Source organism: Salipiger sp. PrR002, from assembly GCF_010500775.1.
GTDB lineage: Bacteria > Pseudomonadota > Alphaproteobacteria > Rhodobacterales > Rhodobacteraceae > Salipiger.
This window is the reverse complement of sequence record NZ_JAAGOU010000013.1, coordinates 17,757-31,528: the sequence shown is the minus strand read 5'-3', so window position 1 is coordinate 31,528 and position 13,772 is coordinate 17,757. Positions and strand designations below refer to the sequence as shown.

General features: G+C 66.4%; 12 protein-coding genes. 10 read left to right on the top strand and 2 right to left on the bottom strand.

The annotated features are described in order from the left end of the window. Positions 1 to 73: 73 nt before the first annotated feature. Positions 74 to 316: a DUF4278 domain-containing protein gene (locus G0A00_RS14575; RefSeq protein WP_164182539.1), complete on the bottom strand. Its 243-nt coding sequence runs from the start codon at positions 314 to 316 to the stop codon at positions 74 to 76. Between the two features lie 162 nt (positions 317 to 478). After that, complete coding sequence (locus tag G0A00_RS14570; RefSeq protein WP_164182541.1) at positions 479 to 1,429, bottom strand: homocysteine S-methyltransferase family protein; 951 nt, start codon at positions 1,427 to 1,429, stop codon at positions 479 to 481. Positions 1,430 to 1,696: 267 nt separating this feature from the next. On the opposite strand from G0A00_RS14570, the gene G0A00_RS14565 reads away from it, so the two are divergent. The 10 genes from G0A00_RS14565 to G0A00_RS14520 all read left to right on the top strand — a co-directional run bounded on the left by G0A00_RS14565 (position 1,697) and on the right by G0A00_RS14520 (position 13,715). Continuing rightward, positions 1,697 to 5,236, top strand: a complete 3,540-nt coding sequence (locus tag G0A00_RS14565) for an AAA family ATPase (RefSeq protein ID WP_164182543.1) — start codon at positions 1,697 to 1,699, stop codon at positions 5,234 to 5,236. 212 nt (positions 5,237 to 5,448) lie between these two features. Next, complete coding sequence (locus G0A00_RS14560; protein ID WP_164182545.1) at positions 5,449 to 5,907, top strand: paraquat-inducible protein A; 459 nt, start codon at positions 5,449 to 5,451, stop codon at positions 5,905 to 5,907. 256 nt (positions 5,908 to 6,163) lie between these two features. Next, on the top strand, positions 6,164 to 6,961 hold the full coding sequence (locus G0A00_RS14555; RefSeq protein ID WP_066105446.1) for a DNA repair protein: 798 nt from the start codon (positions 6,164 to 6,166) through the stop codon (positions 6,959 to 6,961). Positions 6,962 to 7,162: 201 nt separating this feature from the next. After that, on the top strand, positions 7,163 to 8,530 hold the full coding sequence (radA, locus tag G0A00_RS14550; protein WP_164182547.1) for a DNA repair protein RadA: 1,368 nt from the start codon (positions 7,163 to 7,165) through the stop codon (positions 8,528 to 8,530). A 45-nt stretch (positions 8,531 to 8,575) separates the two neighbouring features. Then, positions 8,576 to 9,148: a CvpA family protein gene (locus G0A00_RS14545; RefSeq protein WP_066105444.1), complete on the top strand. Its 573-nt coding sequence runs from the start codon at positions 8,576 to 8,578 to the stop codon at positions 9,146 to 9,148. Positions 9,149 to 9,451: 303 nt separating this feature from the next. Beyond that, positions 9,452 to 10,927: an amidophosphoribosyltransferase gene (gene purF, locus G0A00_RS14540; protein WP_164182576.1), complete on the top strand. Its 1,476-nt coding sequence runs from the start codon at positions 9,452 to 9,454 to the stop codon at positions 10,925 to 10,927. A 162-nt stretch (positions 10,928 to 11,089) separates the two neighbouring features. After that, on the top strand, positions 11,090 to 11,338 hold the full coding sequence (locus G0A00_RS14535) for a pilus assembly protein PilP (RefSeq protein ID WP_164182548.1): 249 nt from the start codon (positions 11,090 to 11,092) through the stop codon (positions 11,336 to 11,338). 97 nt (positions 11,339 to 11,435) lie between these two features. Continuing rightward, on the top strand, positions 11,436 to 12,083 hold the full coding sequence (locus tag G0A00_RS14530; RefSeq protein WP_164182549.1) for an SDR family oxidoreductase: 648 nt from the start codon (positions 11,436 to 11,438) through the stop codon (positions 12,081 to 12,083). Between the two features lie 205 nt (positions 12,084 to 12,288). Further along, entirely contained in the window at positions 12,289 to 13,074 is a 786-nt protein-coding gene (gene surE, locus G0A00_RS14525; protein WP_164182550.1) for a 5'/3'-nucleotidase SurE, read from the top strand. Beyond that, the gene (locus G0A00_RS14520; protein WP_066105432.1) at positions 13,071 to 13,715 is read left to right on the top strand and encodes a protein-L-isoaspartate(D-aspartate) O-methyltransferase; all 645 of its coding nucleotides are present in this window, start codon (positions 13,071 to 13,073) and stop codon (positions 13,713 to 13,715) included. The genes surE and G0A00_RS14520 overlap by 4 nt, the downstream gene beginning before the upstream one ends. The last annotated feature ends 57 nt before the right edge of the window (positions 13,716 to 13,772 follow it).

The window sequence follows — 13,772 nt, the reverse complement described above, 5'->3', positions numbered from 1 at the left end:
GAGAAATCCATTTATCAGGAAGGTGCCGCTGCCGATTGCGTTCGGCAGCAGCGGGGATTGGGAAAATTTCCGGTCAGTAGGCGACGCCGCGATAGCGCCGCTGGCCCTCGGCCCCGGCAGGCGCGCCGGCCCGTGGTTCGCTGAGATAGGCGATGCCGCGATAGATCATCGGCACGCCAATCCGCTCTACGGCAAAGGACCGTTGGGCCGGGTGATAGGCAACGCCGCGATAGCGCAGCGCGTGCCCCTTGGGCTTGTGATCGGAAGCGGGCATGGCCTGCCCGGAAATCGAAAACGGTGACATGGCAAAGGTCATGAAAATCATCCTTTGAGATCTGGTGGTTGAAAATTGAGCCTTGGGTGAAAATCACTTGGCCGGGGGAATCCCGGCGCGGGTCTTGAAAAGTGTCTGTCTGTGCCGCGCCCCAAATCGGGGCGAAGCGGTGCTTCTGCCGCCCATGGCGGGCGGCAGAAAGGATCAGGCCGCGCGGGTCGGCACGCAGCAGTCGGCCATCGCCTCGACGTGCCGGTGGTCGGTGCCGCAGCAGCCGCCCATCACCGCAAGGTTCGGCAGCAGTCGCCGCAGCCGGGCGTAATCGCGGCCCAGCTCGTCCGGGTTGCCGGGGTCGAGCTCTTCAGCCTCGTCCAGTTCGGCGTGGCTGAGCCGCGAGGCGTTGGCGCGAATGCCGCCGATCCGCTTCAGCCAGCCGGAACCGGCCTCGAGCGCATCGCGGAAATGGTCCGGATGGGCGCAATTGACCATGAAGTAGGCGGCGGCCCCTCCGGTCTCGGCGTCGGTCTGCGCGATGGCAGCGCCAAGCTCGGTACCGTCGGGCAGGCGCCCGTCGGTCTCGACCGTATAGGCGACCACCACTGGCAGCCCCGCCTTCACGGCGGCCCGGATGACGCCGACGCCCTCGGCCACGGTGGACAGCGTGAAAGCGCTGACCATGTCCGCATCGGTGTCGGCGAACCAGCCGATCTGCTCGGCGTGATAGGCCTCGGCCTCATCGGCAGTCATCGCGGTGTCGGGCCGGTAGCCATCGCCGCGCGGACCGAGGTTGCCAGAGATCACCACCGGATGGACGCTGCTGGCGGTCGCCCGCAGGTCCGACAGGAAGCTGATCGCCGCGTGGTTGATGCGGGCCAGATCCTCGGGACCATGCCCAAGTTCGGCGCCCCAGTCCCGGCTCGCGCGCCAGGTCGGCGCCTCGAGCACGAAGCCGGTGCCGTGATCCGCCGCGATGGCCAGATGGCGGCGGTAATAGCGCGCCAGAACCTCGCGCCCCTCGGCGCTCTCCATCAGCGGATAAGCGGCGAAGGCGGGCAGATCGAGGCCCTCAAGAAAGATAAGGGTCGTCTCCAGCCCCGAGTCGGTCAGCAGAAGCTCGCCGCTCAATTGCGGCAGATTGTTGCGATAAGAAGTCATCTGGATCACCATGGAAATGGGTGGTGTATTGCAAGCCGCGTGCCCGGATCAACGGAATGAATGTCCGACAGGCCGAGATCGGTGCGGATGTGGCGGGATAGCTCGTGCGGTGCGATCGGCGGGCGAGCCCGACGGACCCGCCATCCCGACCAGAATGGTTTTTTGAAAAGTTGCATGGGTCGTTTCACCTTGTTTCGGGTCGTGGGGGCTTTCTCTCCTATTGCCGTGAAACGCTGCGGAGGCTGGGCGTGAAAGGCGCGTGAAACCATGGAGCTTTGGCTCGAGTGCCTTGGGGGCCTCGCTTTGTCCCGCGACGGCACACCGATAGCGCTGAGTGCGCGAAAGGCCCGGATGCTGCTCGGTCTGCTCGCCGCTGCGCGCCGCCGGAGCATGTCGCGGGCCCGGCTCGCTGCGCTGCTATGGGAAACCAGCGACGCCGAGCAGGCGCGGGTCAGTCTGCGGCAAGCGTCTGCGCAGATCCGTCGCGCCTGTGGCGAGGGCTGGATCGAGGCCGAAGGCGACGACCTGCGACTTGGCACCGCGGTCTCCACCGACCTCGATGCATTTCACGCGGCGCTTGCGCGCAACGACGCCGCCGAAGCGGTGCGGCTTTATCGCGGCCCCTTCCTTGATGGGCACGACGGTGTCTCGCCCGATCTCGAACAGGCGCTTTCTGCCGAGCGCGCCAGACTGTCCAGCCTTGCCTGCGAGACGCTCGCGCGCGAGCTCGAGCGGGTCGAGGACAGCGCCGGAGCGTCGACATTGGCGCATCGCCTGCTCGGCCTCGATCCGCTCAACGAGCTCGCCCATCGCCGCCTGATGCGGATCGACGCTGCCAATGGGATGCGCGGCGCGGCGCGAGCACGCTTTGAGGCACTCGAGACCGCGCTGGCACGAGACCTCGGCACCGCGCCCGAGCCGGAAACGCGGGCTCTCTTCGACCGGATCCGCCGCGGCTCTGGCGGCGCATCAGCTCCGGCTGCGGCGATAGAGAGCGACGCAGCGCCGGAGGTTGCACCGGCGTATCTGTTGCTCGGGCTCGAGATGGAGCCCATGCCGGATCACACGGTGCTGCACCGCGCAGCCCTTGCGGCAGGAGCAGAGGAGCATTCCTCAGGACCCGGAGAAATCGCCTTCCTCTTCTCCGGGCAGGAACTGCGCCCGGTGTCCAACGTCGCATTGGAACTGGCCGCGGCAGCGGACGGGAGCATGGCCTTCGGGCTGGTCGATGTCACCGGCGCCGACGCGGTGCCGACCCGCTGCATCGTCGACGCCCGGCGCATCGCCGCGCTTGCCGAACCCGGACAGGTCCTTCTCGCCAGAGACCTCGCCACACGCCTCGGGCTTGCCGCCGCGCCGGACCAGCGCGCGGTGCACCTTCAGGCCGGGGCCGCACCCCAGCGTCCGCAGCTTCCGATGATTGGCCGCGCGCTTGAACTGGCTCAGGCCGAAGCGGCGATCGGCGCCGCCGCAGACATGAGAACCAGCCTCGTCGTCCATATCTCGGGCGAGGCCGGGATCGGCAAGAGCCGCCTCGCGACCGAAATCCTGCACCGCGCCGGGCGCTCTGGGCGCGCGACGGTCGAGATCGGTTTTGATGCGTTTTCCCCCGGCGAGCGCCATCCGGCGCAACGTCTGGCGTCGAGTTTGCCCAAAACCCCCGGACCGAGGCCCGATGCAACAGCGGTGGAACGGGCGGTGCTTGCATGGCTGACCGATCCAGAGATCGCCCCGGATGCGGCGCTTCGGATGAGCGCGCTCGATCCTGAAACCCAGCAGCGCCTGATCCTCGACGTGCTCTCGGAGGCGTTCAGGCAGGCGGCAAGCGACGCCGCGCTGATCGTGCTGATCGAGGATTGCCACTGGAGCCCGCTGGGCGCGGGCGATTTCATTCTCGAACTGCTCGGCCGTCTTCAGGAGAGCCCGGTGATCTTTCTGCTCACCGAGCGCCCGCATGAGGGCAGTCTTGACCACCGGCTCTCGGCGCGCGCGCAGGCAGGCGTCGTGCGCATCGCGCTCTCGCCTCTGCCGCAGACCGCGGCGCGCGAACTGGTGCAAGCGATCGCTCCCGGACACAGCATCCCCAATGACACCGTCGCCCACGCGGGCGGGCACCCGCTGTTTCTGATCCGGCTGCTCGAAGCCAAATGGTCCGCCGGAGCCTTGCCTCAGTCGGTGGCGGAACTGGTGCAGGAACAGATCGAACGCCTGCCGGAAGACGAGCGCGCGGCCTTGCGCCGGGCGTCGATCCTCGGCGTCAGGTTTTCGTCCAGCGATTGCGCCGCGATCTTTCCCGAACTTCCGCGCCCGCGTCCGAACGGCGACCTGCTGCACCCGGCGGATCTGGGGCTCGCCTTCGGGCATGACCTCGTGCACCGGGCAATCTACGAATCCGTCCCCGAACCGCTTCGGAAAGAGTGGCACGCCCGCGCCGCCAGCCATTTCCGAGAGACCGACCCGATCCGCTGGGCGGACCATGCGCTGAAGACCGACAGCGACGCCGAGGCCTGCCGCGCCGCCGCCGCGGCTGCGAACGCGATGATTGCCGCCCGGCGGTTTTCGGCGGCGCTGCCCTATGTCGAGGCGGGCCTTGCGCGCGGGGGAGAGCCGGAAGCCGTGGCGGAACTGCACTCGTGCCGCGCCGGGCTGCGGCGGATCCGGGGCGACATGGCAGGCGCGCTCGATGACTACCGGGCCGCCCACGCCAGCGCGACCCGCGCCGAAACGCGCGCCGCCATGCTCTGCCGTCAGGCGCTGGTGCTGCACAGGATGGACCGCGGCACCGAGGCCGACCGGGCTCTGGACGCCGCCGAAGAGATTGCCGACAGCATTGGCCTCAGCGGCCTCGGGCGGGCAGAGATCCACGAGCAGCGCGGCAACCGGGCCTTCGTTCTTGGCGACCTTGCGGTCTGCATGGCCCAGCACCGGGCCTCGCTGGCCGCCGCAGAGGCGACCGGCGATCCGCGCGGCATCGCCCGCGGCCATGGCGGCATCGGCGATGCCGCCTATGCGGCGGGCCGGTTCGCCACCGCCTTCCACCATTTCTCGCGCGCGGTCGAAAAGGCCGAGGAGGCCGGTCTGGGGCTGGTCCGCGAAGAATATCTCTTCATGCGGGCCTTTTCGCTGTTCTTCGCCGAGCCGGGACCGCGCGCGCATCTGCTGGTCGATATCGCCGTCGACAGCGCCATGCAGTGCGGTGCGGCCCGGACCGAGATGATCGGACGCGAAGTCCGCGCCGAGATGCGGCTGGCGAATGCCGATCTGCGCGGGCTCGAGGAGGATCTGGAGGCCATCACAAAACTCGCCAGTGCGCGCGGCGAGAGCCGGTTTTCGAAGGATGTCGAGACGCTCTATGCCTTTGTCGCCTTGCGTCGCGGCGACATGGGCGCGGCACGGGCAAGGCTCGAGCCACTGCTGCTCGGTGCCGGAACGGACGCCTATGTCGGCGGGACGATCTTTGGCTTGGCTGTTCTTGCGGCCAAGGATAGCCCACAAAGAGATCAGGCGATCGCGGATGGGCTGGCCTGCATCGCGCGGGGCTCATTGGCCCATGCGGTCATCTGGTTTCACGCCTGCGTGCTGGAACGGGCTATGCTTGACGGCGACACCGATCTCGCCAAGCGGCATGTCGATCTGCTTGAAACCTTCACGAGGGACGAGCCCATCGGCCTTGTGTCCCATATGATCCGTGCCGCCGAACTGGGCCTTCGCTCTGCCGCAGAGGCCGAACGGCGCGCGTTGGAAAGCGCCCTCAGAGACGCCTGCCTCGCTGATTTTGTCAGGGCCTTTATGCCGCGGCAGGGCTAGAGCCTGCCCGTCGGGAGGCGATCAGGCCCGACCGCAAGGACACCGCTTCAAGGATCAGAGAGAACCGCCGCAACAGGCCACCGAGCGAACCGCTCGATATTCATGGCCTTCCTCTGTAGTCTTGGCGCGTCCGGCCCGCGTGGCCGCCGCGGCGGGCTGGCCCCAGTTGCCGGGCAACGCGGTGCTTTTCGTCCTCTGTCACCCGATCGGTCATGCTGAAATACGCAAATCTCGCGCTCTTCGTCCTTTACCCCATCGCCTGGACCGCGCCGCTGATGCGCGCCGGGCTGCTGCCGCTCTTCAGCCTGTCGGAAATCAGCGTGCTGTCGGGCATCGCGGCGCTCTGGCGCAGCGACATCTTTCTTGCGCTGGTGGTGGTGGTCTTTGCGCTGGTCGCGCCGATGCTGAAACTGGGCGGCCTCGCGCTGATCCAATTCGGCCGCCTGCCCCGAAAGCATCTGCCGCTGATCAATGCTTTGGGCAAGCTGGCCATGGCCGACATCTTTCTGGTGGCGGTCTATGTGACGCTGATCAAGGGCATGGGCGTGGGACGGATCGAGACCGGCTGGGGCCTCTATCTCTTCACATTCTGTGTGCTCGCATCGCTGGCGATCGGGCTCTGCGAGGGCCGCAAACCGGCCCTGAAAGGGCCTTCAAACGCCTCCGAGTGAGAAAATCCGAAAATTTTTTCGCGCCCAATCCGATAAAAAAAGTCGGGCTAAATTCACCTAAAAAACTGCATGAAACATGCCTTTTAGAGGCCTGAACCGCAAAGTTTTTTGGGAACAATTGCAATTCTGCCACTTGGATTGTTCGCCCTGCGGCCCGACATCTCATTAAAGTTAACTTTTTTCTCTCCTTTCGGTACACTCGACCTATTCTAATCACAAACGGTTCATTCTTTGGCTTTTTCTTGGGAGTCCCCGCATGGTGTCCCAACTTCGCGACGCAGGTCTTGCCCTGCACTACATCCTGCAAAGGCTGGCGTTCATCACTGTGGGTGTTGTCGGTCTTGCTCTACTCATCTGGACAGGTGCCGCTCTGGCCGGGCTCGCGCCATGGCTTGAGATCGATCTCAGTCTCGGCGGTCAACCGGTTGAGAACGCGGGGCTCTGGGTCCAATGCACACTTGCTGGTATTGCCCTCGTCCTGATGTCCTTTTTGCCCAACGCGGCGCATGTGATGGCGCTGGAGCGCTCGCACCGGTCGTTCCAGATCGGCATGCGCGATATCGCCCGCGCCTATACGATGTCGCATCGCGCCGACCGGGAGGGGGCGTTCAAGCTTCAGTCCGAATTCGATTCGGTGCGGGAGCGCATCGCGTATCTGCGCGATCACCCCGATCTGGCCGAGCTCGAGCCTTCGGTGCTCGAGGTGGCGGCGCAGATGAGCCATGTCTCGCGCGATCTTGCCCGCACCTATTCAGACCGTAACGTCGAGCGCGCAAAGGACTTTCTCATCGCGCGGCAGCAAGAGGTCGAGGATTTCAACCAGCGCATCGAGAAGGCCAAGGCCGCTGCCGTCGAGATTCGACGCTGGCACGACCGGCTGGAGATGGACGAGTCGATCGCGCAGGCGCAGCTGGCGCGGCTGGTGGACGAGCTTGAAGACATCCTGCCCGAGATCCTGCCCGAAGCGACCGTCAGCCTTGACGGCCCTGCCCCCGAAGAGATCGAGGCCCCGCAGCCCGATCGCGTCGTGACGCTGCCGCGCGCAGCGGAATGATCTTTGCCGGCGGGGGCGACGCCCCCGCCGGACCACGGCCCCTCACTTCAAAGTCGCGAATAAAGCAGGGGGCGCTGCCCCCTCTGCGGCTGCGCCGCATTCAGCCCCGGCGTATTTTCAAAGAGAAGAAGACCTTGGCCCCACTCGCTCAAGCGCGCGCCAGCGCTTGCGCAAGACGCGCCGAAGGGGCAGAACCCGGCCATGGCCAAAGCATCCCCGAATTTCGTCTGTCAGTCCTGCGGCAACATCACCTCGAAATGGTCGGGGCGGTGCGATGCCTGCGGAGAATGGAACACCATCACCGAAGAGGTGCCGCTGTCGCAGGGCCCCTCGGGCAAGGCGCTTGGCGCAACGCGGGGCCGCAAGGTGGCGCTCTCGGATCTCGCCACCACCGAGGCGGCGCCGCCGCGCACCGCCTCGAAGATCGACGAGCTTGACCGGGTGCTCGGCGGCGGGCTGGTGCCGGGCTCGGCCATTCTGGTGGGCGGCGATCCGGGCATCGGCAAATCCACCCTGCTGCTGCAGGCGGCTGCGGCCTTTGCCCGCGCCGGACAAAAGGTGATCTACGCCTCGGGCGAGGAAGCGCGCGCGCAGGTGCGCATGCGCGCCCAGCGTCTGGGGCTCGGCGAGGCGCCGGTGCAACTGGCCGCCGAGACCAACCTGCGCGACATTCTCACCACGCTGGAGGCGGAAAAGCCCGGCCTCGTGATCGTCGACTCGATCCAGACCATGTGGGTGGACAATGTCGCATCAGCGCCCGGTTCGGTGGCGCAGGTGCGCGCCGCCGCGCATGAGCTGACCACCTTCGCCAAGCGCCATGGCACCTCGGTGATCATGGTCGGCCATGTCACCAAGGATGGGCAGATCGCCGGGCCGCGGGTGGTCGAGCATATGGTCGATACGGTGCTCTATTTCGAAGGCGAGCGTGGCCACCAGTTCCGCATCCTGCGCTCGGTGAAGAACCGTTTCGGCCCGGCTGATGAGATCGGCGTCTTCGAGATGACCGGCGGCGGGCTGGCCGAAGTGCTCAACCCCTCGGCGCTGTTTCTGTCGGAGCGCGGCACCCCGGCCCCCGGCTCGGTGGTGTTCTCCGGCATCGAGGGCACCCGCCCGGTGCTGGTGGAGTTTCAGGCGCTGGTCGCCCCCACCCCGCAATCACAGCCGCGGCGCTCGGTGGTCGGCTGGGACGGCGGGCGGCTGGCGATGATCCTCGCGGTGCTCGAAGCGCGCTGCGGCATCCCCTTTGCCGGGCTCGACGTCTATCTCAACGTCGCGGGCGGCATGAAGATCAACGAGCCAGCGGCGGATCTTGCCGTTGCGGCCGCGCTGCTTTCCGCTCGCGAGGATATTGCGGTGCCCCCGGAAACCGTTGTTTTCGGGGAAATCAGCCTCTCTGGCGCCCTGCGCCCGGTCGGCCAGACCGAAAACAGGTTGAAAGAGGCGCAAAAACTTGGTTTTTCCAACGCGATCCTGCCAAAAGGCGGAAAGGCCACGGGCAAGAGCGGCATGTCGCTCAGTCAGATGCCCGATCTGGTCACGCTGGTGGGAGAGGTGTTCGGCGCCGGATAAGGCGCGGCACCGATCAGATTTTACAAGACGAGGGGCGCGAGGCGCATGGACGGATTCACTATCATCGACGGGGTGGTCGCGCTCGTCATCGTGCTGTCGGCACTGCTCGCCTACTCGCGCGGGCTGGTGCGTGAGGCACTGGCGATCCTCGGCTGGATCGTCGCGGCGATCCTTGCCTTCATCTTCGCACCGCAGGTGCAGCCGCTGGTCAAGGAAATCCCGGTTCTGGGCGATTTCCTCGCAGACAGCTGCGAGCTTTCGATCATCGCGGCCTTTGCCGCGGTCTTTGCGCTGGCGCTGGTGATCGTCTCGCTCTTCACCCCGGTGTTCTCGAGCCTCGTGCAGCGCTCGGCGCTCGGCGGGCTGGATCAGGGGCTTGGTTTTCTCTTCGGCGTGGCGCGCGGCGTGCTGCTCGTGGCGATCGCCTTCTTCGTCTACGACACGGTGATCACCTCGCAGGACATCCCCATGGTCGACGACTCGCGCTCGGCTGCGGTGTTCTCGCAGTTCACCGACCGCATCGAAGAGCAGAACCCCGAGGCGGCGCTTGGCTGGATCACCCTGCAGTATGAGCAACTGGTGGGCATCTGCGAAGCCCCGGCAGGCAGCGACGCCTGAGCCGCAGGCCCTTCGCGGGGCGGCGCTGGGATCAAGACCACATGACGAACATGGCCGCGCTTTCGGGCGCGGCTTTTTTCTTGCCCGGCGCCCTGTACGGCGATCTGCTTGCTGTGAGGCGTGGCGAAAGGGGCACGCTTGACGCTACGATCACTAAGTCGCGCACAAGTGTTAGCGCCCCCCTTGCCTTGCCGCGGCGCGGCGTGCATATGCGAAGCTTCCGTGACACAGGCCCCTCATGCCAGTATGAGAGGGCTGTCCCCAGCCTAATTGGATTCGGAGCTGCCCTTGTCCGATCGCCAGATGCCCCCCGCTCATCCCTTTGATTTCGACGCCGTCGATGCCGACAAGCTGCACGAAGAGTGCGGCGTGTTCGGGGTCAACGGGGTCACCGACGCGGCGAACTTCGTCGCCCTCGGCCTGCACGCGCTGCAGCACCGGGGACAGGAAGCCGGCGGGATCGTCTCTTACGCCCCCGAACACGGGTTCAACTCGGCCCGCCGCTTCGGCTACGTGCGTGACAACTTCACCCGCGCCTCGCTGATGGAAACGCTGCCCGGTCAGCTTGCCATCGGTCACGTCCGCTACTCGACCGCCGGCTCGAAAGGCGCGGCGATCCGCGACGTTCAGCCGTTCTTTGGTGAGTTTTCCATGGGCGGTGCCGCCATCGCCCACAACGGCAACATCACCAATGCCGACGCGCTGCGCCGCGAGCTGATCGAGCGCGGCTCGATCTTCCAAAGCTCGTCGGACAGCGAATGCATCATCCACCTGATGGCGCGCTCGCTGCAACGCGACATCCCGGCCCGGATGGAAGACGCGCTGCGCCGCGTCGAGGGGGCCTTCTCGGTGGTCGCCATGACCCGCACCAAGCTGATCGGTGTGCGTGACCCGCTGGGCGTGCGCCCGCTGGTGCTCGGCAAGGTCGGCGACGACGGCTATGTGCTCAGCTCCGAGACCTGCGCGCTCGACATCATCGGCGCCGAATTCGTGCGCGAGATCGAACCGGGCGAGATGGTCGTGATCTCGGGCGGCAAGGTCGAAAGCCGCCGTCCGTTCCGCGCGCAGCCCTCGAAGTTCTGCATCTTCGAGCATGTGTATTTCTCGCGCCCCGACTCGATCATCGGTGGCCGCTCGGTCTATGAGACCCGCCGCCAGATCGGCGTGGAGCTTGCCCGCGAAGCGCCGGTCGAGGCGGACCTCGTCTGCCCCGTGCCCGACAGCGGCACCCCGGCGGCGATCGGCTTTGCCCATGAGAGCGGCATCCCCTACGGCATGGGGATCATCCGCAACCAGTACATGGGCCGGACCTTCATCGAGCCGACCGAGCAGATCCGCAACATGGGCGTGCGCCTGAAGCTCAACGTCAACCGCGCGCTCATTCAGGGCAAGCGGGTGATCCTGGTCGACGACTCGGTGGTGCGCGGCACCACCTCGCGCAAGATCAAGGAAATGATCCTCGATGCGGGCGCCGCCGAGGTGCACTTCCGCATCGCCTCGCCGCCCACCGCGTGGCCCTGCTTCTATGGCGTGGACACGCCGCAGCGCGAAAAGCTGCTGGCCGCCACAATGTCGGAAGAAGAGATGCGCGAGCATCTGGGTGTCGACAGCCTCAAGTTCATCTCGCTCGATGGTCTCTACCGCGCCGTCGGTGCCAGCGAGGAAGGCCGCAACAACAAGTGCCCGCAGTATTGCGACGCTTGCTTCTCGGGCGAATACCCGGTCGAGCCTGCGGACATGATCGAGAAGGGCTTCAAGCTCAAGACCGCAGCGGAATGACGCGCCGGCTGCGCGCCCTTTCGCCGGGGCGCCAGCCGTTTTCCGCATATGACGCGACGTGACAAGCACCCCACGGGGACGTGACCACACGTCCCCCTTTTTATGCCCGTCGAGCTTCTTTAATTGGCTGCATCCCCCGCAGTTCAAAGAGGAGAGAAGGCCATGGCAAATTCCACCCCAGCCAATGTCGCGTCCAACGCGACGACCAAGGCGCCGCTGCCACGTGGCCTTGCCCTTCTCGGCGTGCGCAGCGCCGGACGTGCGCCCCGTGCCTTGGTGCGCCTCGCCAGCGGGCGGGTGGTGATCGTAGGTGTCGGCTCGCGCATTGGCCGCCAGAAAGTGGTCGCCATCGACGCGGACCGCATCGCCCTCTCCAGCGGCGATGCCGCGCAGTGGCTCGAGATCCCCTGACCGACACGGACTTGCGGGGGCTTGCGGGGGCTTGCGGGCAACCGCATGACCCCGCGCGGCAATTGACATTCCCGCGCCGCGCAGAGAAAGAACGGGCATGAGTGAACAGATCGCCCTTGTCACCGGTGCCTCGCGCGGGCTGGGTTTTGCCCTCGCCGAAGCCCTTGCACCCGCCTACCACGTGGTCGCTGTCGGTCGTACGATCGGCGGGCTCGAAGATCTTGATGACCGGATCAAGGCCCGCGGTGGCTCTGCCACGCTGGCGCCGATGGACATCACCAAGACCGACGCCATGGCGCAGCTGTGTCGCTCGATCTGGGACCGCTGGGGCGGCGCGGCGCTTTGGCTGCACACCGCCGTTCACGCGGCACCGCTGACCCCGGCCAGCCATCTCGACGCCAAGGATCTGGAGAAATCCATCGCCACCAACCTCACGGCGACCGGCGTGCTGATCCCCTTCGTCGCGCCGCTGCTGGGCGAGGCTGGACGCGCGGTGTTCTTCGAAGACGACCACGCGGGCGAGAAGTTCTACGGCTCTTACGGCACCACCAAGGGCGCGCAGATCGCGCTGGCCCGCAGCTGGCAGGCGGAAAGCGCCAAGATCGGCCCGAAGGTGGATATCGTGCAGCCGCTGCCGATGAACACCGCCACCCGCATGCGCTTCCACCCCGGCGAGGACAAAGAGGCGCTGGCCTCTCCCTATGCCGAAGCGGCGCGGCTGCTGTCGGATCTGGGCATTCTCTAAGCCGTCAAAGCTGAGACCAGTGGCCTAAGCGGGCGCATCCACAGCGCCCCTCGGCCCTGCGCCCATTGCCTTGCCAAGAGGCGCGCTTCGCTACTTCTGAGACACACCTGAGACCGGATCGCATCAGCGCCGCTTTGCGGCTGCGCTGCGCCTTGCCCCGCCGCAGGCCATTCCCTATGCAAGTCCCATAACAGGGACCCAATCCATGCGCATTCTCATCACCAATGACGACGGCATCAACGCTCCGGGCCTCGCCGTTCTGCAGGCCCTCGCCGAAGAGGTTGCCGGGCCCGAGGGCGAGGTCTGGACCGTCGCCCCGGCCTTCGAGCAGTCGGGCGTCGCCCATTGCATCAGCTACACCCATCCGATGATGATCGCGCAGATGGGTCCGCGCAGCTGGGCCGCCGAGGGCAGCCCTGCCGACTGCGTGCTTGCCGGTCTGCATGATGTGATGAAGGACTGCCCGCCCGATCTGGTGCTTTCGGGGGTCAACCGCGGCAACAACTCGGCAGAGAACGCGCTCTATTCCGGCACTCTGGGTGGCGCCATGGAAGGCGCACTGCAGGGGCTGCCGTCGATCGCCCTGTCGCAATACCTCGGGCCGCGCACCCGCGAGCTGGAAAACCCCTTCGAAGGCGCTGCCACCCATGGCGCCGAGGTGGTCCGCCGTATCCTTGCCTCGGGCACGAAATCCGATGGCGACTACCGGCTGTTCTGGAACGTCAACTTCCCGCCCTGCCCCGCCGCCGAAGTTCTGGGCACCCGCGTCGTGCCGCAGGGCCGCCGGGCTGGCACCAACTACGCGGTAGAGCCGCATATGTCGCCTTCGGGGCGGCGCTTCCTGTGGATACGGGGCGGCGACCAGCGCCAGCCCGCGCCCGCGGGCACCGATGCCGCCGCCAACCTCGAAAGCTATATCTCGGTCACGCCCATGCGCGCCGACCTCACCGCCCATGACGCACTTGCGGGGCTGGAGGATGCCTTCGCATGAGTTTCGACGCAGAAGCCAAGATGCAGCTCCTCTTTGCCCTGCGCTCGCGCGGGGTCACCGACAGCCTCGTGCTCGAGGCGATGGAAAAGATCGACCGCGGGCTCTTCGTGAAGGGCTATTTCACCGACCGCGCCTATGAGGACATGCCGCTGCCCATTCCCTGCGGGCAGACCATCTCGCAGCCCTCGGTCGTCGGGCTGATGACCCAGGCGCTGAACGTGTCGAACCGCGACAAGGTGCTCGAAGTGGGGACCGGCTCTGGCTATCAGGCCGCGATCCTCAGCCAGCTGGCCCGGCGCGTCTATACCGTGGACCGTCATCGCAGGTTGGTGGTCGAGGCGCGCAAGGTCTTTGACGCGCTCGATCTGTCGAACATCACCGCCTTCACCGCCGACGGCAGCTTTGGCCTGCAGGACCAAGCGCCCTTTGATCGCATCCTGGTGACCGCCGCCGCCGAGGACCCTCCCGGCCCGCTCTTGGCCCAGCTGCGGATTGGCGGTATCATGGTCTTGCCCGTGGGGCAGTCCGACACCGTGCAACACCTCATCCGGGTGACGCGCACGGAACAGGGCTTTGACTATGACGAGCTGCGCCCCGTGCGCTTCGTGCCGCTGGTGGAAGGTCTGGCCAGAGAGAGCTGACCGCCACCCGAAGCAGATTTACGAGACGCCCCGGGACAAGGGGCGCAGTTGAGGATC